Origin of the sequence: Anaerostipes sp. AF04-45, from assembly GCF_003461725.1 — a bacterium.
Taxonomy (GTDB): Bacteria; Bacillota; Clostridia; order Lachnospirales; family Lachnospiraceae; genus Anaerostipes; species Anaerostipes caccae.
Map to the genome: position 1 here is coordinate 47,449 of NZ_QTXQ01000004.1, position 21,413 is coordinate 68,861.

A 21,413-nucleotide genomic window follows, 5' to 3' on the forward strand; every position below is an offset into this window, starting at 1 on the left:
TAAGTTGCTATACTGTAACAGTATGCCGCACAGCGAGGTATAAGAATCTGCAAGGATCACCAAAGCTGGCGAGTTTGATTATAGGAGGTGCCATAGATGTACGCCATTATTGCAACAGGAGGAAAACAGTATAAAGTAAGCGAAGGTGACGTGATCAAAGTTGAAAAACTTGACGCGGAAGTCGGAGCAAAGATTACTTTTGATCATGTTTTATTAGTTGGTGGGGATACTGTAAAGGTAGGAACACCGAACGTAGATGGTGCAAAGGTTGAAGCTTCAGTTGTAAGCGAAGGCAAAGACAAAAAAGTCATTGTTTACAAGTATAAGAGAAAAACCGGATACCATAAGAAGAATGGTCACAGACAGTTATTCACACAAGTGAAGATCGATAACATTGTTGGATAATAAAGGACCGAGAGGATGACACAGATTACATTCTACCGGGACCATAAAGGAAAGCCTGTGGGCTTTCAGGCGAAGGACCATGCCGGATATGCAGAGGAAGGACAGGATATTGTCTGTTCTGCGGTATCTGCACTGGTCATCAATTTCCTGAATTCTTTTGAACAGCTGACAGAGGATGCCGGCACATGCCGTACATCGGAAGATGATGCGGTGATCGAGTTCAGAGTTTCAGGTACATGTTCTGAAGAAGGACAGATTTTATTGGATTCTCTGGTTCTTGGGATAACCAACATTGAATCGGAGTATCGTCCATATATTCACGTAGTATTTGAGGAGGTGTAAGACAATGATGAAAATGAACCTTCAATTTTTCGCTCATAAAAAGGGAATGGGTTCCACAAAGAACGGAAGAGATTCTGAGTCTAAGAGATTAGGTGCGAAAAGAGCTGACGGACAATTTGTAAAAGCTGGAAATATTCTTTACCGCCAGAGAGGAACAAAGATCCATCCGGGAGTCAACGTAGGCCGCGGTGGTGATGATACTTTATTTGCATTGACAGATGGTATCGTTCGTTTCGAGAGAAAAGGCAGAGATAAGAAACAGTGTTCTGTACACCCAGTTGCATAATTGTCGACTTAAGTTTGTACAGGCAGACAGTTGAATGTTTAACGGCTTCAAATTTCACAATTTGGAGCCGTTTTTTTGAAAATCAGAAAGGAAAAGCCGATGTTTGCAGACAGAGCAAATATATATATCAGATCAGGAAAAGGCGGCAGCGGCCATGTGAGTTTCCGAAGAGAGCTCTATGTGCCCAACGGCGGTCCGGACGGCGGAGACGGAGGACGCGGCGGCGACGTGATCTTCGCTGTGGACGAAGGGATGAATACTCTGGCAGATTACCGTCATAAACGAAAATATAAGGCCGGAGACGGCGAAGAAGGCGGAAAGAGACGCTGCCATGGCGCAGACGGAGAGGACATTGTACTGAAGGTTCCGCCGGGAACGATCATAAAAGAGAAAGAAACAGGGAAAGTAATCCTTGATATGTCAAATAAAAAAGAACCGGTAGTGCTTTTAAAGGGAGGCCGCGGAGGAAAAGGCAATCAGCATTATGCCACGGCCGTGATGCAGGCACCTAAATATGCCCAGCCGGGAGGCAAATGCCAGGAACTCGAGGTGACCCTTGAACTAAAAGTAATTGCCGATGTGGGACTGGTAGGCTTTCCAAATGTGGGGAAATCCACGTTCTTATCAAGGGTCACCAATGCAAGGCCCAAGATTGCAAACTATCATTTTACAACACTGAATCCTAATCTGGGGGTCGTAGACCTGGCGGGAGGAAAAGGCTTTGTCATCGCCGATATTCCCGGAATCATAGAGGGAGCTTCTGAGGGAGTCGGCCTGGGATTTGAATTTCTCCGCCACATCGACAGGACGAAGGTCATGATTCACCTGGTGGATGCGGCTTCTGTGGAAGGCAGAGATCCGATTGCGGATATCCGGGCCATCAACGGCGAACTGGAAAAATATAATCCGGAGATCTTAAAGAGACCACAAGTCATTGCGGCCAATAAGATCGACGCTATGACCGAAGAAGACCGGGAAACCGTGCTGGATCTGCTGAAGGAAGAATTTGCAGAGAACGGCATTGAAGTATTTCCAATCTCGGCTGTTACCGGAGAGGGAGTCAAAGAGCTTTTGTGGCATGTGAGGAAGCTTTTAGATGAACTTCCGGAAGGCGCGATGGAATTCGAGCAGGAGTACGACCTTGACTTCGAGGAAGAAGAGGGCGGAATCAATGTGGCAAACCCGGAAGAAGGAGTCTTCACGGTGGAAGGCCCGAAGGTAGAGCGAATGCTCGGCTACACAAACCTGGAGTCAGAGCGGGGATTCGATTTCTTCCAGAAATTTTTGAAACGAAACGGAGTCCTTGAAGAGCTGGAAGCCATGGGAATTGAAGAAGGGGATACCGTAAAATTATATGATTTAGAGTTTGATTATTACAAGTAAGGAGAAGCAATGACGAGTAAACAGAGAGCTTATTTAAAAAGCCTGGCAATGAAGATAGATCCTGTCTTCAGGGTTGGAAAAGACAGCATATCCCCGGAACTGATCGAGGGGGTAAGAGAGGCCATAGATGCTAGGGAACTGATAAAGATCGCAGTTCTTCAAAACTGTATGGATGACCCGAAGGAAGTGGCGCAGACTTTAGCCGAGCGGACCAGATCAGAAGTGGTCCAGGTTATCGGAAAGAAGATCGTGTTATATAAAGAGTCCAGGGATCACAAGAAGATCCAGCTGCCGAAATAATATCATGGAAGGGGCTTTTCGGAGGGATTATGAAGAAAATAGGAATTCTTGGCGGGACATTCAACCCGATCCATCACGGACATCTGATCCTGGGGCAGACTGCCCTTGAGGATTTTGGGTTGGACAAGGTGCTGATCGTCCCGACCAAAAATCCGGCCTACAAAAAAATATCTAAAAATGTAGAGATCGAAGACCGTGTTAATATGGTCAGAATGGCCATAGAGAACCATCCCGGCTTTGAATTTTCTGACATTGAACTGGACAGGGAAGGATATACTTATACAGTAGATACACTGAGAAAGCTTACCAGACTGCATCCTGATGCGGAGTACTATTTTATCATGGGCGCAGATTCTCTGTATCAGATCGAATCGTGGAAAGATCCGGGACAGATCTTGTCAATGGCAACGATTTTGGTTGCATCCAGAAATGATTCCAGGAGTGCATTGGATGCACAGATTGAATACATTCAGGACAAGTATCAGGGACGTATTTATCATTTGGACAGTCCAGATTTGGAAATCTCATCGAATGAGATCAGAAAGAGGGCGTCCAGAGGACAGAGCATCCGCTATTTTGTACCGGAAAAAGTCAGACTTTATATAGAAAGAAATGATTTGTATGGAACTCAATGAAATAAAGAAAAAACTGTCGGGAAACCTGAAAGAGGGCCGTTATACACATACGCTCGGTGTGGCCTACACCGCATCTGCAATGGCAATGGCAATGGGAGCAGACATTCAGAAGGCATTCAGGGCAGGGCTGCTCCACGACTGTGCCAAAGGATATTCCATAGAACAGCAGATGAAATTCTGCGGTCAATATGGGATCATACTCACAAGAGAAATGAAAAAAAGTCCGCAGCTTCTTCATTCTGCACTGGCACCGTATATAGCAAGGGACTGCTACGGCAATGAGGATGCAGAGATTGCATCTGCGGTAGAATGTCATACAACCGGAAAGCCGGGAATGAGTCTTTTAGATAAGATTATATTTATTGCCGACTATATAGAGCCCGGCAGAAAAGACATACAGGGTCTTTCCGAGATCAGGCGGCTGGCATTCTCGGATATCGACCGATGTCTTCTTAAAATAATTGAAAATACCATGCAGTATCTGAAAAGCAGGGATCAGGCGATTGATCCAAGGACCACAGAGACTTATGAATACTACAAGGAGGGTGATCACACATGAATCAGTCTTTAGAAATGACAAAAATTGCGTATCAAGCGTTAGAAGAAAAGCTGGCCGAGGAGATCAAGGTCTTAGATATCCGCCAGATCTCCGTCATTGCCGATTATTTTATCATCGCCAACGGAAAAAATAAGAATCAGGTGCAGGCGATAGTCGACAATGTACAGGATGCTTTGCAGAAAGCAGGATATGAGATGAAACAGATGGAGGGATATCAAAATGGAACCTGGGTTTTGATTGACTTCGGTGATATTGTAATTCATATCTTTGATCAGGAAAACCGTTTGTTTTATGATCTTGAGAGAATCTGGAAGGACGGGGTGGAGGTCTCAATGGAGACCGGTGTCTAGCCCGCTGTTATAAAGAAAAAAATAGGTGAAGATTGCTGTCGCAATGGCTGAAATAATATGGCTGTGCGGCAGTTTTTTTCTTTTATAAAATTAAAAATTAAGAGACTTTTCTTTGGGTTATGATGTATAATAAAGGTAAATTAAAGGGGATTCTACAGGGAAGCATAGTATAATGGAGGGGATAGAATGAAGGGGATAAAAAAGCCGCTTATTATTTTGCTCGTCTTAATATTGTCAATACGTACAACAGGAGCCATAATGGCTGAGAATGGCGGAGCTGATCATATAATGCCTAAGGAGGAGGACTATATGTTCAGCGCAGGGGCGATTACTGGTCTGAGTACCGACTTTTTAAGCGGATTGACAGATGAGCAGAAACAGAATATTCATTTGGTGATTCCGGGTACGATCAACGGACAGACGGTAACATCGATTGCAAAAGATGCTTTTAAACTCAGTTATAATACAAAGTATTCAGGGTGCAGATTCGTAAGCCTGGATCTTTCAAATGCATCAGGGCTTACCAGTATTGGAGAGAATGCATTTTACGGAGCTTCCGGCATAAGTGGATCACTGAAAATACCTTCTAAGGTGACGGCGATCGGCAACAGTGCTTTTCGGGGATGTACCGGATTTACCGGAACACTTGTGCTCCTGGGAATTTAAAGACGATCGGAGATTACGCATTTTTTGATGTGGGACTTGGAGGAACTTTACAGATACCCGATCAAGTAACCTCCATCGGGTCAAATGCATTTAAGATCAGCGACAGCAGCCTCGTCGGTTTCTCAGGGAAGCTGACAATACCGGCAAGTGTTGAAAGTTTGGGTTCCGTTGCTTTTTCCGGAAATAAAAAGATAACATCGGTTGAATTTGAGGGGAACAAGCTGACTCAGATACCGGATTCTGTTTTCCGTTACTGCGGTCTGAACGGCGCGGTTGTGATACCGCCTTCTGTCCAAAAGATAGGAAGAAATGTATTTGATTCCACTAATTTAAAAACGATCTATCTGCCAAAAAGGACGGATGAAAGCAATACAGCGTTTATCAACTCGGGTACGTTCGGCACGTTCTCAAACAGCAAACTGACGGCAATCGTGTGTCATAAAGAGGATTTCAGTGTGGTTTGCAGTACATTAGGATCTCAGTTCAGCAAAAAGACAGGATATGAAATTTCTGTCAGTTTTGTAAACGGAGGAAGTGCTGAACCGATTGATCGGCTGTATAACCTTCCCTATAATTATACGAAAGATGATCAGGGAGTGTGGAGTGCAGACAGTACATACAGGTTTCCGCAGATACAGGGGAAAAAGTGGGGGCTCACAGAAAATGCAGTCAGCCCGGTGTCTGAAACGGATATTATAAAGCAGGAGAAACTGTATCCCATCAGTGCACTGGAAGATCCGGTCATTACCTTCGGAGACGGAATTGATAAAGTATATGACGGTGAACCGGCAGCGTTAAAAGTGACGGCGGAACACCCGATGGCAAAGCCCATAGGGAAGGCGAAAACAGGGGATGTAGTGTTTTATTATACATGGTCATGGGGAACGATCACATCATCTTCGGCAGTTTTAAAAGGCTTTGATGAGAATACTTATAATGTGACAGATGTCAGGGAACCAAGATTCCCTATTTCGTGCGGTGTTCGTGTTCAGGCGTGTCTTGTAAATGGCACGAAAGCAACTCTGTTCTATACAGTTGATCATGATTTTACGGTGCATCTGCGACAGGCTGAACCGGAAGTGAATCCTGTATATCCAAAAGGAATGACAAATATCTCGGAAGGTATGCCTCAGATTACTCTCTCAAAAGGAGATACCAAGGGTACTATAAGCTGGGACAAAGACCAGATCTTTGAGGTTGGAAAAAAAGAGTACCGATGGACCTTTGTGCCGGATAAAAATACGGACGGAAATTATAATTATGCCTCTAAATCTGGTACAGCAGTGCTGAATCTGGTGGATGGAAAAGTATTCAAAGCCACAGTGCATCAAGCAGAACACGGACACATCACTCCGGAAGGCGAGTTTGAGACTGCGCAGGGAAGCCTGACTGAGTTTCGAATTAAACCGGATGCGGGTTATCGGCTTAAATCTGTCAGCATGAATGGCCGAGATGTAACCGGAGAGATTGAAAATGATGTTTATACGCTTCATAATATTCAGTCAGACTATGAGATCAGTGCAGTATTTGCTCCACTGTCAGCGGCAGATATGAAGAAGATTGCAGATCAGCTGCCGCAGGCTGCCAGCGGAAAGCCTTTGAATGAGGAAGAAAAAATTTCGATTCTGGATGCGAAACAGCATTTTGATGCTCTGCCGGAAACATCACAGGAAGAAGTTCCGGAGGCATCGAAGAAAAAGCTGAGAGAAGCAATTTTAAGCCTGCCCCAGGTGCAGACCGAAGTGAGCGGCAACCTGCAGCTGAACGATCAGTCTCTGCTTCTGGATAATATGACTTCCGCGGATGTACAGAAGCTTTATCAAAATGACAGAAGCTTTAAAATTGAAGTAGTGGCCGCAGATACGAGACCGGATCGGGGAGAAGCAAAAGCGATAGAGGGACAGCTTCACGGAGCCACTATATATAAAAATATGGATATCCGAGTAATAAAGACCGTTGTGGAAAATAATAAAAAAACGATAGAGGACCTGTCAGTCTTGCGTTCTCCAATCCGTATTGTATTTGATATACCGGAAGAAATCAGAGCTCCTCAGTCAGGAGCCGAAAGAGAATTTTTTATCATAAGAGCACATAAGGCGGACGGAAAGATAACAGCAGAACTGCTGACGGATCAGGACGACAGCGACGCTACAGTTACAGTGGACAGTGATCAATACTCTGTCTATGCGATCGCCTATAAGGACAGTGGAATTTCAGGGAAGGATCCGCAAATACAGACACCAAAAGAAGAACGGTACGAGGTAGTGTTTGACAGCCGGGGCGGCAGCAGCGTGCCGAGTATAAAAAATATTAAATATGGTGATCACATTCAGGCTCCGCATACTCCGAACAGAAAAGGTTTTTCGTTTACAGGCTGGTATAAACAAAAGGAATGTAAAGATAAATGGAATTTTAATGAGGATATCATCACAGAAAACAAGGTCTTGTACGCGGGGTGGAAGGAGTCCGCAGATGTGGGAGGGTCACTGAGTGTTACGAATAACAGCAGCAAAAAATCAAAATTTCTGCCGAAAACAGAAGATTCTATGACTTTTAATAGTGCAGGGCGTATGGGAATAAGTATTGTTATAATGGCGCTGCTGTATAGAAAGAGAAGAAAACTTTAGATAATGAAAAAGAAGAAAAGCTGAATGCGGCTTTTCTTCTTTTTTGTATGTAAGACTGCGTAATGTATAACTGTCGGATCATGACATGCTGCGGTAAAGGCCGATAACCTTTCCTAATATAGAAACTTCATCTACAATGATCGGGTCCATAAAATCGTTTTCCGGCTGAAGGCGGTAATGCCCGTCTTCCTTGAAGAATCGTTTGACGGTGGCGGAATCTTCTATGAGGGCTACGACGATATCGTTATTCTCAGCGGAAGGAGTTTCCTCGACGATCACCATGTCACCGTCATAGATGCCGATGTTGATCATGCTGTCGCCTTTCACATGGAGCATAAAGGTGTTTTTGGAGCCAATAAACTCAGGAAGCATGGGAAAGTAGTCTTCAACGTTCTCAGTAGCGATGATCGGCTCTCCTGCAGTGACGGTTCCCACTATAGGAATGTTCACTACCTCGCGTCTCGTGAGCTGGAAGTCATCGTCTATGATCTCAATGGCTCTTGGCTTCGTCGGATCTCTTCGAATATAGCCCTTGCTCTCTAAAGACTCCAGATGGGAATGAACGGAAGATGTGGACTTCAGACTGACAGCGGCACAAATCTCACGGACTGCGGGCGGATATCCCTTTTCCAGTATCTGAGATTTTATATATTCTAAGATTTGTTCTTGTTTTGGGCTCAGCTTTTGTTTGCTCATAATGTGCCTCCTTTATTTTCTTGTTATTATCTTACCATATATTACAGATTGAAACAAGTGTTCCCGAACAAATTTTCGGAAAGACATTGACAAACGAACGCGCGTTCGTTATAATAGAACTATAAACAAATGTTCGATAGGAGGATGCGTTATGAAAACACTGAAGATAAAAGTTTTGATCACAGTCTTATTTATTGTTACGATTTTGGGTATCGCCGGTGCTGTTGTGGCGGAGAGCCGGCAGGTGGCGGGGGCTGCCGACGGCAGAGAGAAGTATTTTACCAGTATCCGGATTAAAAAAGGGGACAGTCTTTGGAGTATAGCAAAAAGCCGTATATCGGAGGAATACAGTTCTATTGGTGAGTATGTGGAAGAAGTATGCGAGACCAACCATATCTATGACGGGGAGATCAAAGAAGGTATGTACCTGGTTGTCCCATATTACAAATGATTCTGTGATGAGTATAAGATTATGAATTACTTTGGAAGCTGAATAAAAGGCCGGAACAACTCGGCATTGAGTTGTTCCGGCCTCCTGTAACAGATAAATTTCTTATCGTTTGCTCGGATATGTAGAAAAAGAGTTTACGATAGCGTTGTACACGGCTTTTCCATAAGTACCAGTATTGCTTTTCATTTTTTTTGCTTCTGTCTTGTTAGAGATGAAGCCGATTTCTGTAAGGCTGGAAGCAGTCTTTGTATTTCTCAGGACAGCCAGTCCAGTCCTGTTTTTAAGTCCACGGTTCGTAAAGCCTGTGGCAGGCCGTACATATCCATGAATCTTGTTTGACCAGTTGTAGCTGGTAAGACCTGAGGTTGACTTATAACCTTTGGAGTTATAGAGAGTCTCCGTCCCGTGGGCGGAAGGAGTCGCTGAGTTTATGTGGACACTGATAAAACGGTCAGCCCCTACATTGTTTGCCAGATCTGAGCGGTATGACAAAGATGGGTACCAGTCGGACAGCCGTGTGTAGTAGACTTTATATCCGGAATTCTTGTCAAAGTATGATTTGGCAGACTTGACGATTTTAAGTGTCAGATCCTTTTCCCTGAGCCCGTTTCCGGTAGCTCCGGAATCAGATCCTCCGTGGCCCGCATCCAACACGACGATACGGTTATATATCTTCTTCGGTGAATCATACTTTATATAGATATAGTCGGACGTCTGTGAGACTGCATAAGCCTTTATCACGTCTTTTCTCGGACGGATATAGATATTCGTATAGCCGCCGCTGTATGTGACCGTATAGGAACGGAAGTACTTGTCCGTTTTTATGTAGCGGTTGGAACTGGAGCTAAAGTGTGTCTTATAGTTGCCCTTTACCTTAATGATCAGCCTGCGGTTATCGTAATCGTCCGAGGTTGAGATGGCAGATGACGCAAGCCCTTTTGGCTTTTTTATCCTCACACTGTAGTTAGATGCAGAAGCAGTGATCCTTGTCCCGGGAGTGATACTTGAAGTACCAGAGGAAGAGGAGGCTCCTGAATTTGAACTGCCCCCTGTATTAGTGGAAGGCAGTTTCTTCGTTGTTATCAGGCCGCTTTTCTGTGAACCGCTCCATTTGTAACTGTGGCCTAAGTTCTTTGCACAGAACGCCCCTGGCACATAGATATAATTCTTTTTCTTTGCGTAAGAATATACTTTCCTTGCCGGAGTAGGCATCTTTGTCTTTTTCCCGTTTACATAGGCATACATGCTGTCGAGTGTCATGACAACAGATTTACTTCCACGTTTCAGCGTAACTTTTTTTGTTTTAGACGAATAGCTGTAAGACACCCCTAAGCTTTTCTGTTTTTTAAATAGCCAGTATGCTGAATACATAGAAGTGTTGGCCCGGGAGAATCCGGGGGCATAGGTTTTTACTGTTTTGCCGTTGACTTTTACATTTCGGCATTTCTTTTTCTGCTTTTTTCCTGCAATCTTTAGTGTATAATACTTGCCTGCTTTTGGTACAGAGGCTGCGTTTACGGTGGATGCAGGGATCGTAGCTGCTGTCAGCATCATAATTGATAAATAAGCGATAGATTTTTTTAAATTATTCATACTTTCCCGTCCTTTCGCGTAAATTGTAACATAATCGTAATAAAAATGCAATAATCATATAAAAAATCCCATAATATTTTGCTTTTTGGAGGACTCTCCAAAAGAAATATCATGGGATTCCGGATGAGGCTACGATCGTCGTCATTCAGTAATACTAAAAGGAAGCCAGGATTCCATCATAAAATGCCTTTCCGATCTTTGTATAATTGTTTTTCATGGAGGACGCCTCCGTAGGGTTGGATATGAACCCTACTTCTCCGAGAGTTGCCGCAGTTTTGGAATAAGTCAGGACAGCGACTCCGTTTACTCCGGGGACTCTTTGCTTTAAACCGCGGTCTGTAAAACCGGTGGCACTTCTGATTTTCTTATGTACATCACTGGCCAGGGCTTTGCCGGTCAGACTGCTGTACGGGGAAGGAGCTTTTCCGCCTTTTGGGTTATAGAGTGTCTCGGTACCTTTTGCTGAATAACTGATTTTGCCTACATCGTTGATATGAACACTGACAAAGCGGTCTGCACCTACGTTGTTTGCCATCTGATACCTCTCCGAAAGAGACGGATACCAGTCAGACAGTCTCGTATAGTAGACTTTATAATTGGCATTCCGATCAAAGTAATATTTCGTTTTCTGTACGATGGAGAGTGTCATGTTTTTTTCCTGAAGACCGTTTCCAATGGCTCCCGGATCGCTGCCGCCATGTCCGGCATCTACGACAATAACCCTTGAGAACATAGATTTCGGGGCAGCATATTTCACATAGATATAATTAGAATCCTGTGTAATGCTGAATCCTTTGATAGAGCTTGTCTTCAGGTAGATCTTGGTCTTTCCTCCTGTGTAAGATACAGAATAGGTCAGGCTGTCTTTTATATTCCGGTTGGCAGAAGAGGAAAAATGGGTTTTATAATTGCCGTTGATATTTAAGATAAGCCGTTTGTTCCAATAATCATCTTCTGAAGTAACTGCTGAGGATGACAGGCCCGACGGTTTTTTTAAACGTATGGAATAATTGCCGCTGCCTGCGGTTATTTTTGTCTTCGGTGCCGTGGTCTGTGAGGCAGACGGTGCTTGGGCGGATGGTGTTCCGGATGAGGGAGAAGACGAAGAAGATGCCTTCATCACTCCGGACAAGAGCCGGTTGTTCCAGGTGTATGAGATGCCCAGCTTTCCGGCCACAGTCTGTCCGGGTACCATGATATAGTTTTTCTTTTTTTTCACATAACGGACTTTTCTGGGGGCAGCCGGAAGAGTGAATGATTTACCGTTTAAAGTAGCTTTCTTGCTGTTCAAAGTCATGACAACCGTCTTGCTGCCTCTTTTCAGAGTAATTTTTTTCGTTTTGCTTGTATATTTATATGAAGTACCAAGAGATTTGCACCTGCCAAAAATCCAGTAGGCAGAATACATAGAAGTAGATCCGTCCAGAAAGCCGGGCATGTTTGTTTTAATGACTGTGTTATTATATCTTGCGTTCAGAGCTTTCTTTGTGTAGGTTTTTTTGTTGTGTGTATATTGTACTTTAAATTTTGTCCCCGCGCTGATGGCAGAAGCAGGATGGATGCTTGAGGCAAGCATCAATGCTGACAGGCCAAAGCACAGAAGTGTTTTTCGATTCATATGGACTCCCCTTTTCCTTTTTTATTCTCTTTCTGCTATTATAATATATTTTTCTGTCTGAAACAACAGCGTAATCATTAATGGAAGATCATGGAACGGGAGTATCCGGTTTCGCCAATCAGCATTCGGCGTGCAAAGTTTAAAGGCCTTTGAAGTAGTGAGTGACATGGGAGACGAAGCGACCCTGTTTTCTTTGATCTGAAGATTTTAAAATATTGTCATAATTCTTGTTAAAACAGCAAAAAGGCCCAGAGAATCACATATTCAATGAAAAAACTATTTTCAATCTATATTAAAATATGGTATTCTATTATATAAGTTCGCTTCAGGAGGGAGTTGAAACCCCCTATATTATAGAAGAAGAACAATTAATGTAATAGCGACAGGAGAAGAAAATGAAAGTAGAGAACAGCTTTCGCCGGGGAGCTTTGGATTCCATTCCGATAGCGCTTGCGTATCTGGCAGTTTCTTTTGCTTTTGGAATCGCCGGGAGTGCCAAGGGTGTTCCTGTCTGGGCGGTAACGCTGATCTCTGCCACATGCCTTACATCAGCGGGCCAGTTTGCAGGACTGATTTCCATTACCGCAGGAGGATCTCTGATCGAGCTGGTTCTGTCTCAGGTTATCATCAACCTAAGATATTCTATTATGTCTATTGCGATTGGACAGAAGCTTGAATCAAGGACAAAACTTTGGAACAGATTTTTGATGGCATTTGGAGTCACCGACGAGATTTTTGCCATGGCCTGCGGCCGAAAAGGTGAGATAGGTCCAAAATATTTTTATGGACTCATGAGTTTCTCATGGCTCGCATGGACGTTAGGTACCTTCCTGGGAGCCACTGCAAGCGGGCTGCTGCCCCAGATGGTGATGAACGCGCTGGGGATTGCTATCTATGGAATGCTGACTGCGATCATTATTCCGCCGGCAAAGCATAATAAAAAAATAGTGGCAGTTATCATTGTGTCTGTATGTTTTAGTTTATTATTTCATTATGTAAAACTGTTTTCTTTCATTTCCAGTGGATTTTCCATTATTCTCTGCACGCTGATCGCAGCGGGGGCAGGGGCTGTATTGTTTCCGGTGAAGGAGGAAGAGGAATGAATCTTTGGAGATTATTTTTGTATATCATTGCAATGGCAGTGACTACATATCTTGTAAGAATGATTCCGCTGACGGTCTTCCAGAAAAAGATAACCAATCGTTTTTTTCGATCGTTTCTTTTCTATGTGCCATATGCTGTTTTGGCAGCCATGGTCATACCGGCAGTGTTTTCAGCTACAAAGAGTTTTGGATCATCCGTCACAGGTTTTGCGGCAGCGGTGATTCTCTCATACAGAGAAATGAACATCGTCACGGTAGCCTGTTTAAGCTGTGCGGCAGCTTTGGCAGCGGAGATGGTATCAGTGATATTATAAGGAAGAGGAGAAGACTATGAATTTTAATGTAGCAGTTATCAAAGGAGATGGGATCGGCCCTGAGATTGTAGACCAGGCTGTGAGAGTTCTGGATGCAGCGGCAGAGAAGTCGGGACATGAATTTACATATAAGCAGATTTTAATGGGAGGGGCATCCATTGACGCCTATGGAAAACCTCTCACAGAGGAGACACTGGAGACTGCCAGAAACAGTGATGCAGTCCTGATGGGGTCGATCGGAGGCAACACTACCACATCGCCGTGGTATCGGCTGCCTGCTGAGCTTCGTCCGGAGGCAGGGCTTCTTGCCCTGAGAAAGGGATTGGGGCTGTTTGCAAACATCCGTCCGGCTTATTTATATGAAGAGTTAAAGAAGGCATGTCCATTGAGAGACGAGATCATCGGCGACGGTTTTGACATGGTGATTATGAGAGAATTGACAGGCGGACTTTATTTTGGAGAGAGAAGCACCGAAGTGGTGGACGGCATCCGGGTAGCGAAAGATTCTCTCACATACAATGAAAATGAGATCAGAAGAATTGCAGTCAAAGCCTTTGATATCGCCCGCAAGCGAAAGAAACATGTTATCAGTGTTGACAAGGCCAACGTATTGGACTCTTCAAGACTCTGGAGACAGGTAGTGGAAGAGGTTGCAAAGGACTATGAGGATGTAACTTACGAGCACATGCTGGTTGACAACTGTGCCATGCAGCTGGTCAACGACCCAAAACAGTTTGATGTGATCCTGACAGAGAATATGTTTGGAGATATTTTATCAGACGAGGCCAGTATGATTACCGGGTCCATCGGGATGCTCTCATCGGCCAGCCTTGCAGAGGGCAAATTCGGATTATATGAGCCGAGCCATGGTTCTGCCCCTGACATCGCAGGAAAAGATATTGCCAACCCGATCGCTACAATCCTGTCGGCAGCCATGATGCTCAGATATTCGTTCGATCTGGACGCAGAGGCCGACATGATCGAAATGGCAGTGAAGAAAGTGCTGAAAGACGGATACCGCACCGTGGATATTATGTCCGACGGAATGGTCCAGGTGGGAACCAAAGCGATGGGAGATCTGATCATCGAGAGGATATAAGACAATATGATATAAAGTGCCATAGGCATATAAAAAGCCTCCGGAATCCCGGAGGCATAGATAATATTTAGGAGGAAGTGCGATATGAGTAATACTTATACAAATGGAGAGAATTTTGCTCCTCAGAGATCGTTGTTTAATGCATTGGGTTATACCAAAGAAGAGATGGAAAAGCCGCTAGTCGGTATCGTCAGCTCATACAATGAAATCGTGCCGGGACACATGAACCTGGATAAGATCGTAGAAGCAGTAAAAATGGGAGTCGCTATGGCAGGCGGAACCCCGGTCGTCTTTCCGGCGATTGCAGTCTGTGACGGAATTGCCATGGGGCATATCGGAATGAAATATTCTCTTGTGACAAGGGATCTGATCGCTGATTCCACAGAGGCAATGGCACTGGCCCATCAGTTTGACGCCTTGGTCATGGTCCCCAACTGCGACAAAAATGTTCCGGGACTCTTGATGGCAGCGGCACGCGTCAATGTACCCACAGTGTTCGTCAGTGGCGGACCAATGCTCGCAGGACGTGTAAAGGGACAGAAAACCAGTCTGTCCAGCATGTTTGAGGCGGTGGGCTCCTATGCTGCCGGTTCTATCTCCAAGGAAGAACTGGATGAATTTGAAAACAAGGCATGTCCGACCTGCGGTTCCTGTTCCGGCATGTACACGGCAAATTCTATGAACTGCCTGACAGAAGTGCTGGGCATGGGACTGAAAGGAAACGGAACCATTCCGGCAGTATATTCAGAGAGAATCAAGCTCGCGAAGCATGCAGGAATGAAAGTTATGGAGCTTCTTGAAAAAAATATCCGCCCGAGAGACATCATGACCGAAAAGGCATTTTTGAATGCACTGACTGTGGATATGGCACTGGGATGCAGCACCAACAGTATGCTCCATCTGCCGGCCATCGCCCATGAAGCAGGCGTAGAACTGAACCTGGAGCTGGCAAACGAGATCAGTGCGAAGACACCAAATCTCTGCCATCTGGCTCCGGCAGGCCATACTTATATAGAAGATTTAAATGAGGCTGGCGGCGTTTACGCAGTTATGAATGAATTAAATAAGAAAGAACTGTTACATACAGATCTGATCACCGCAACCGGAAAAACGGTGGCAGAGAATATTGAAGGGTGTGTCAACAGAGATCCGGAAGTCATCCGTCCGGTGGAGAATCCATACAGCGAGACCGGCGGAATCGCAGTGCTTAAAGGAAATCTTGCACCGGATTCCGGTGTCGTAAAACGTTCTGCCGTGGCTCCGGAAATGTTAAAGATGGAAGGGCCTGCAAGAGTGTTCGACTGTGAGGAAGATGCCATCAAAGCGATCAAAGGCGGAGAGATCAATGCCGGAGATGTGGTAGTCATCCGCTATGAGGGACCGAAAGGCGGACCGGGAATGAGAGAGATGCTCAATCCGACCTCAGCCATCATGGGCATGGGACTCGGCTCCAGTGTGGCGCTTATCACAGACGGACGTTTTTCAGGGGCTTCCAGAGGCGCATGCATCGGACACGTTTCTCCGGAGGCAGCGGTCGGCGGACCGATCGCCCTTGTGGAAGAAGGAGATATGATCTCCATCGACATTAATGCAAATACACTGAATGTAAAAGTGTCTGACGAAGAGATGCAGAGACGAAGAGAAAACTGGGTGCCGAGAGAGCCGAAGATCACAACAGGATATCTGGCAAGATATGCGTCTCTTGTGACTTCCGGAAACCGCGGTGCCATCTTAGAAATCAATCAGGACAAATAGAGAGGTATTCTTATGAAGCAATTGACGGGATCACAGATTGTTTTAGAGTGCTTGAAAGAGCAGGGGGTCGATACGGTTTTCGGCTATCCGGGCGGTGCCATCTTAAATATCTATGATGAATTATATAAGCAGCAGGACTGCTTTAACCATATTCTTACCGGACATGAGCAGGGCGCTTCCCATGCGGCGGACGGTTATGCCAGATCCACCGGAAAGGTAGGCGTGTGTTTTGCAACTTCCGGTCCGGGAGCCACGAATATTGTTACGGGGATTGCAACCGCATATATGGATTCTATCCCTATGGTGGCGATTACATGTAATGTAGGAGTCAATCTTCTCGGAAAGGACAGCTTCCAGGAAGTAGACATTACAGGGATCACGCTTCCCATCACAAAACATAACTTTATTGTCAAGAATGTAGAAGACCTTGCAGACACGATCCGAAGGGCATTTAGGATTGCCCAGACCGGAAGAAAAGGGCCGGTCCTCATCGACATTCCGAAGGATGTGACGGCAGCAGTCACGAATTATAAAGAACACAAGCCAAAAGAAATCAAAAGAAAGATTGATAATATCAAAGAAATGGATATCCGGCAGGCCATTGAACTGATCGAATCGTCCAAAAAACCGTTTATACTTGTGGGCGGCGGAGCCGTGCTCTCGGACGCATCGGAAGAACTCAGAGAATTTGTAGAAAAAGTCCACGCTCCGGTTGCCGATACACTGATGGGCAAAGGCGCCTTTGACGGGACAGATGCCCTGTATACCGGCATGCTCGGCATGCACGGGACCAAAACGTCCAATCTGGGAGTCTCGGCCTGTGATCTGCTGATCGCCATCGGAACCAGATTCAGCGACAGAGTATTGGGCAATCCGGATTCTTTCGCAAAGAATGCAAAGATCCTGCAGATCGATATCGATCCTGCGGAGATCAATAAAAATATTATGGCACATACCCATATCATCGGTGATATCAAGGCGGTACTCACGATGGTAAACCGCAGGCTCGGACAGCAGAACCACAATACCTGGGTAAAGAATGTCATGGTGGATAAAGTAAATTATCCTTTGACCTATGACAAATCGAAGCTTTCCGGTCCTCAAATCGTAGAGGCGATCTACAATCGAACAAAAGGGGATGCGGTGATTGTTACCGAAGTGGGACAGCACCAGATGTGGGCAGCCCAATTCTATCAATATAAAAAGCCGAGGACATTCCTGACATCGGGGGGGCTTGGAACTATGGGATACGGTCTGGGAGCCAGCATAGGAGCAAAAGTGGGCAGCCCTGAAAAGACCGTTATTAATATCGCAGGAGACGGATGTTTCCGTATGAATTTAAATGAACTTGCAACGGCGACCAGATATAATATTCCGATCATTGAAGTGATCATCAACAACAGTGTGCTCGGAATGGTACGCCAGTGGCAGAATCTGTTTTATTCAGAGCATTATTCTTACACGACCTTCGAGGATCCGGTGGACTTTGTGAAGGTTGCGGAAGGTATGGGTGCGCTGGCGAAACGGGTGACGACTCTTGAAGAGTTCGAGTTTGCGTTCGAGGAGGCACTCGAAGCAGGAAGACCGGTTGTTCTGGACTGTCATGTGGATCTGGACGACAAAGTCTGGCCGATGGTGAATCCGGGAGCCGCAATCCAGGAAGCGTATACAAAAGAAGACTTGGAAAAAACAACAAAGTAAATTTGGAGGATTATGAAAATGGCAAGAGTGTATAACTTTTCAGCAGGTCCGGCAGTGCTGCCGGAAGAAGTGTTAAAGGAAGCAGCAGAGGAGATGCTGGACTACAAAGGCTGCGGCATGTCTGTAATGGAGATGAGCCACAGATCTAAAATGTTCTCTGACATCATCGAGACGGCGGAAGCTGACTTGAGAGAATTGATGAACATTCCTGACAACTATAAAGTATTGTTTTTGCAGGGAGGAGCTTCTTCACAGTTTTCTGCAATCCCGATGAACCTGATGAAAAACAAAGAGGCAGACTTCATTATTACGGGACAGTGGGCAAAGAAAGCATATAAGGAAGCCAGCCGATATGGAAAAGCAAACATCATCGCTTCATCTGAAGACAAGACTTTTACATATATTCCGGATTGCTCTGATCTGAACATTTCTGAAAATGCAGATTACGTGTATGTATGCTATAACAATACGATTTACGGAACTAAGTATCAGCAGGTGCCGGATACAAAAGGAAAGATCCTGGTTGCAGACATGTCTTCCTGTATTTTGTCTGAGCCGGTAAATGTGGAAGATTTTGGAGTCATCTACTTTGGAGTACAGAAAAATGTAGGACCTGCGGGAGTTGTAGTTGCAGTCATCCGGGAAGACCTGATTACGGACGATGTGCTTCCGGGAACACCGACTATGTTAAAGTGGAAGACTCAGGCAGATGCCAAATCTTTATATAATACGCCTCCGTGCTATGGAATTTATATCTGCGGAAAAGTATTCCAGTGGCTGAAAAAACAGGGCGGACTTGAAGCAATGAAAAAGCACAATGAAGAGAAAGCAAAGATCCTCTATGATTTCTTAGACCAGAGTGAAATGTTTAAGGGAACTGTCGTAAAAGAAGACCGTTCGCTCATGAACGTTCCGTTTGTCACTGGTGATGATGAGATGGATGCCAAGTTTGTCAAAGAGGCGAAGGAAGCCGGATTTGAAAACTTAAAGGGACACCGCACCGTCGGCGGAATGAGGGCAAGTATTTACAATGCAATGCCGAAAGAAGGCGTAGAGAAGTTAGTTGAGTTCATGAAAAAATTTGAAGAAGAAAACAAATAAGGAGTGTTGAAAATGTATACAGTAAAATGCTTAAACCCTATTTCAAACCGCGGTTTGGATTTATTTACAAGCGAGTTTGAGGTAATCGACGATTTAAACGCTGCCGATGCAGTTTTAGTCCGCAGTGCATCTATGCATGATCTGGAAGTGCCGGATTCTATGCTTGCAGTGGCACGTGCGGGAGCGGGAGTCAACAATATTCCGCTGAATGAATATGCTGAAAAAGGAATCACCGTTTTTAATACGCCGGGTGCCAATGCAAATGGTGTGAAAGAATTAGTAGTTGCAGGGCTTCTTTTGGCTTCCAGGGACATCATCGGCGGTGTGAACTGGGTAAAAGAGAATGCAAAAGAGGCAGATCTTGCAAAGATGATCGAGAAGAAGAAGAAAGAATTTGCAGGAAATGAGCTGAAAGGAAAGAGCATCGGTGTCATCGGGCTCGGAGCCATCGGTGTTCTGGTTGCAAATATCTGCAATCGTCTCGGCATGAATGTCTACGGATATGATCCGTATGTATCTGTACGTTCTGCATGGAGTCTGTCAAGAATGGTAAACCACAGCAGTTCCTTAGACGAAATCTATGAGAAATGTGATTTTCTGACCATCCATGTTCCGTATATGGAGAGCACAAAGGGAATGATTGGAAAAGAAGCTGTCCAGAAGATGAAAGACGGAGCGACCATCTTAAACTTTGCAAGAGGTGAGCTGGTGGACGATCAGGCGGTACTGGACGGACTCGCATCCAAGAAGATTAAACATTATGTGACAGACTTCCCGAATCCGGCAGTAGCAGCGGCAGACGGCGTGATTACGATCCCTCATCTCGGAGCTTCCACAGAAGAATCTGAAGAAAACTGTGCGGAGATGGCAGTCGATCAGCTGATGAACTATCTGGAAAAAGGAAACATTGTAAATTCTGTTAACTATCCAAACTGTGATTTGGGAGACATCGAGGCAGAATGCAGGATTACGGTTCATCACAAAAACCTTCCGAACATGATCGGACAGCTTACATCAGCTCTGGCAGAAGAAGGATATAATATTGAAAACATGCTCAACAAGTCCAAAAAAGATTATGCATATTCTATCTTTGATGTGGAGAAGCGTCCTTCAGAGAAAGTGCTTTCAAAAATGAAACAGATCGATGGTGTCATTCGTTTAAGAGTATTATAGAGGTGAAAAATATGAGTGAAAAATTAAGAGTCGGAATTCTTGGCGCTACCGGAATGGTAGGTCAGAGATTTATTTCCCTTCTGGAGAATCATCCCTGGTTTGAGGTGACTACGCTGGCAGCCAGTCCGAGATCTGCCGGAAAATCTTATGAAGAGGCAGTAGGCGGGCGCTGGAAAATGGACACCCCGATGCCGGAGGCAGTGAAGAAGCTTATTGTAAAAAATGTAAACGAAGTGGAAGAAGTAGCATCTGAAGTAGACTTTGTTTTCAGTGCGGTGGATATGTCAAAAGAAGAGATCAAGAAGATCGAAGAAGACTATGCGAAGACGGAGACACCGGTAGTTTCCAATAACAGTGCACACCGCTGGACGCCGGACGTACCGATGGTTGTGCCGGAAATCAATCCGGAACATTTTGATGTCATTGAAAGCCAGAAGAAACGTCTCGGCACAAAGAGAGGTTTTGTTGCCGTAAAGCCGAACTGTTCGATCCAGAGCTATGCACCGGTCCTCACCGCATGGAAGGAATTTGAGCCGTATGAAGTGGTAGCAACTACATATCAGGCGATTTCCGGGGCAGGAAAGAATTTTACAGACTGGCCTGAGATGGTTGGTAATATCATCCCGTTCATCGGCGGAGAAGAAGAGAAGAGTGAGCAGGAGCCGCTTCGTCTCTGGGGGCACATCGAAAATGGAGAGATAGTAAAGGCAGAGTCTCCGGTCATTACGACCCAGTGCATCCGTGTTCCGGTATTAAACGGGCATACTGCGGCAGTATTTGTGAAGTTTAAGAAGAACCCTACAAAAGAACAGCTGATTGAAAAGCTTGTAACATTTAAGGGGATTCCTCAGGAATTAAGTCTTCCGAGTGCGCCGAAACAGATGATCCAGTATTTAGAGGATGACAACCGCCCTCAGGTAAGCATGGACGTGGACTATGAGAACGGAATGGGCGTATCCATCGGACGTCTCAGAGAAGATACCGTCTATGACTATAAATTTGTAGGATTATCCCACAATACGGTCCGCGGAGCGGCCGGCGGAGCGGTTCTCTGTGCAGAGACTTTGAAAGCCAAGGGATTCATTGCAAAAAAATAAAAAGATGTAACGAACCAGCCATTAAACAGTTTAATGGCTGGTTTTTTCTTCCACAAATTACCTCGGCAGAGATGTTACAAATGTTACAAAAACAATTGTATTTGTTCACAATTTATATTATAATAAGATTGTTTCAATGTAAAAACATTTTACGGAGAC

The 21,413-nt window shown here is 45.0% G+C and carries 22 protein-coding genes; 19 read left to right on the plus strand and 3 right to left on the minus strand.

The features are described 5' to 3' along the window. Positions 1 to 96 precede the first annotated feature (96 nt). The 10 genes from rplU to DWV34_RS07075 all read left to right on the plus strand — a co-directional run bounded on the left by rplU (position 97) and on the right by DWV34_RS07075 (position 7,553). On the plus strand, positions 97 to 405 hold the full coding sequence (gene rplU / locus DWV34_RS07030; RefSeq protein ID WP_006566700.1) for a 50S ribosomal protein L21: 309 nt from the start codon (positions 97 to 99) through the stop codon (positions 403 to 405). 15 nt (positions 406 to 420) lie between these two features. Continuing rightward, positions 421 to 747 (plus strand): ribosomal-processing cysteine protease Prp, encoded by a 327-nt coding sequence (locus tag DWV34_RS07035; RefSeq protein ID WP_006566701.1) that lies wholly within the window; start codon positions 421 to 423, stop codon positions 745 to 747. Positions 748 to 751: 4 nt separating this feature from the next. Further along, positions 752 to 1,033 carry a 50S ribosomal protein L27 gene (gene rpmA, locus DWV34_RS07040; protein WP_006566702.1) on the plus strand — a complete coding sequence of 94 codons (282 nt, stop codon included), beginning with the start codon at positions 752 to 754 and terminating at the stop codon, positions 1,031 to 1,033. 99 nt (positions 1,034 to 1,132) lie between these two features. After that, a complete protein-coding gene (gene obgE / locus DWV34_RS07045; protein WP_006566703.1) occupies positions 1,133 to 2,416 on the plus strand; it encodes a GTPase ObgE in 1,284 nt (427 codons plus the stop codon). Positions 2,417 to 2,425: 9 nt separating this feature from the next. Next, positions 2,426 to 2,716, plus strand: a complete 291-nt coding sequence (gene yhbY, locus DWV34_RS07050) for a ribosome assembly RNA-binding protein YhbY (protein ID WP_006566704.1) — start codon at positions 2,426 to 2,428, stop codon at positions 2,714 to 2,716. Between the two features lie 29 nt (positions 2,717 to 2,745). Further along, positions 2,746 to 3,351: a nicotinate-nucleotide adenylyltransferase gene (nadD, locus tag DWV34_RS07055; RefSeq protein ID WP_118475820.1), complete on the plus strand. Its 606-nt coding sequence runs from the start codon at positions 2,746 to 2,748 to the stop codon at positions 3,349 to 3,351. Beyond that, the gene (gene yqeK, locus DWV34_RS07060; protein WP_006566706.1) at positions 3,338 to 3,910 is read left to right on the plus strand and encodes a bis(5'-nucleosyl)-tetraphosphatase (symmetrical) YqeK; all 573 of its coding nucleotides are present in this window, start codon (positions 3,338 to 3,340) and stop codon (positions 3,908 to 3,910) included. Before nadD ends, yqeK begins: the two co-directional genes overlap by 14 nt. Next, entirely contained in the window at positions 3,907 to 4,260 is a 354-nt protein-coding gene (rsfS, locus tag DWV34_RS07065; RefSeq protein ID WP_006566707.1) for a ribosome silencing factor, read from the plus strand. The genes yqeK and rsfS overlap by 4 nt, the downstream gene beginning before the upstream one ends. 258 nt (positions 4,261 to 4,518) lie before the next feature. After that, on the plus strand, positions 4,519 to 4,926 hold the full coding sequence (locus DWV34_RS07070) for a leucine-rich repeat protein (protein ID WP_158565676.1): 408 nt from the start codon (positions 4,519 to 4,521) through the stop codon (positions 4,924 to 4,926). Continuing rightward, positions 4,884 to 7,553 carry a leucine-rich repeat protein gene (locus tag DWV34_RS07075; protein ID WP_118475824.1) on the plus strand — a complete coding sequence of 890 codons (2,670 nt, stop codon included), beginning with the start codon at positions 4,884 to 4,886 and terminating at the stop codon, positions 7,551 to 7,553. The genes DWV34_RS07070 and DWV34_RS07075 overlap by 43 nt, the downstream gene beginning before the upstream one ends. Positions 7,554 to 7,631: 78 nt before the next feature. Here the strand turns inward: DWV34_RS07075 and lexA are convergent, their stop codons facing one another. Continuing rightward, entirely contained in the window at positions 7,632 to 8,249 is a 618-nt protein-coding gene (lexA, locus tag DWV34_RS07080; RefSeq protein WP_118475826.1) for a transcriptional repressor LexA, read from the minus strand. 151 nt (positions 8,250 to 8,400) lie between these two features. Between lexA and DWV34_RS07085 the strand changes: the two genes are divergently transcribed. Next, the gene (locus DWV34_RS07085; protein WP_006566712.1) at positions 8,401 to 8,700 is read left to right on the plus strand and encodes a LysM peptidoglycan-binding domain-containing protein; all 300 of its coding nucleotides are present in this window, start codon (positions 8,401 to 8,403) and stop codon (positions 8,698 to 8,700) included. 102 nt (positions 8,701 to 8,802) lie between these two features. Here DWV34_RS07085 and DWV34_RS07090 read toward each other — a convergent pair whose 3' ends face one another. After that, a complete protein-coding gene (locus tag DWV34_RS07090; RefSeq protein WP_006566713.1) occupies positions 8,803 to 10,293 on the minus strand; it encodes an N-acetylmuramoyl-L-alanine amidase in 1,491 nt (496 codons plus the stop codon). A gap of 154 nt (positions 10,294 to 10,447) precedes the next feature. Further along, positions 10,448 to 11,911: an N-acetylmuramoyl-L-alanine amidase gene (locus DWV34_RS07095; RefSeq protein ID WP_022260776.1), complete on the minus strand. Its 1,464-nt coding sequence runs from the start codon at positions 11,909 to 11,911 to the stop codon at positions 10,448 to 10,450. 395 nt (positions 11,912 to 12,306) lie between these two features. Here DWV34_RS07095 and DWV34_RS07100 point away from each other — a divergent pair, with 395 nt between their 5' ends. The 8 genes from DWV34_RS07100 (at position 12,307) to asd (ending at position 21,254) form a co-directional block, all read left to right on the plus strand. Next, positions 12,307 to 13,014: an AzlC family ABC transporter permease gene (locus tag DWV34_RS07100; RefSeq protein ID WP_006566716.1), complete on the plus strand. Its 708-nt coding sequence runs from the start codon at positions 12,307 to 12,309 to the stop codon at positions 13,012 to 13,014. Next, positions 13,011 to 13,328, plus strand: coding sequence for an AzlD domain-containing protein (locus DWV34_RS07105; protein ID WP_006566717.1), 318 nt, complete (start codon positions 13,011 to 13,013; stop codon positions 13,326 to 13,328). Before DWV34_RS07100 ends, DWV34_RS07105 begins: the two co-directional genes overlap by 4 nt. A gap of 16 nt (positions 13,329 to 13,344) precedes the next feature. Then, positions 13,345 to 14,427 (plus strand): 3-isopropylmalate dehydrogenase, encoded by a 1,083-nt coding sequence (gene leuB, locus DWV34_RS07110; protein WP_006566718.1) that lies wholly within the window; start codon positions 13,345 to 13,347, stop codon positions 14,425 to 14,427. Positions 14,428 to 14,511: 84 nt separating this feature from the next. Beyond that, positions 14,512 to 16,182, plus strand: coding sequence for a dihydroxy-acid dehydratase (gene ilvD / locus DWV34_RS07115; protein WP_006566719.1), 1,671 nt, complete (start codon positions 14,512 to 14,514; stop codon positions 16,180 to 16,182). 12 nt (positions 16,183 to 16,194) lie between these two features. Beyond that, the gene (gene ilvB, locus DWV34_RS07120; protein WP_006566720.1) at positions 16,195 to 17,883 is read left to right on the plus strand and encodes a biosynthetic-type acetolactate synthase large subunit; all 1,689 of its coding nucleotides are present in this window, start codon (positions 16,195 to 16,197) and stop codon (positions 17,881 to 17,883) included. 18 nt (positions 17,884 to 17,901) lie between these two features. Continuing rightward, positions 17,902 to 18,984, plus strand: a complete 1,083-nt coding sequence (serC, locus tag DWV34_RS07125) for a 3-phosphoserine/phosphohydroxythreonine transaminase (RefSeq protein ID WP_022260775.1) — start codon at positions 17,902 to 17,904, stop codon at positions 18,982 to 18,984. Positions 18,985 to 18,996: 12 nt separating this feature from the next. Next, entirely contained in the window at positions 18,997 to 20,157 is a 1,161-nt protein-coding gene (locus DWV34_RS07130; protein ID WP_006566722.1) for a phosphoglycerate dehydrogenase, read from the plus strand. A gap of 11 nt (positions 20,158 to 20,168) precedes the next feature. Then, positions 20,169 to 21,254, plus strand: a complete 1,086-nt coding sequence (gene asd, locus DWV34_RS07135; RefSeq protein ID WP_006566723.1) for an aspartate-semialdehyde dehydrogenase — start codon at positions 20,169 to 20,171, stop codon at positions 21,252 to 21,254. Positions 21,255 to 21,413: the final 159 nt, after the last annotated feature.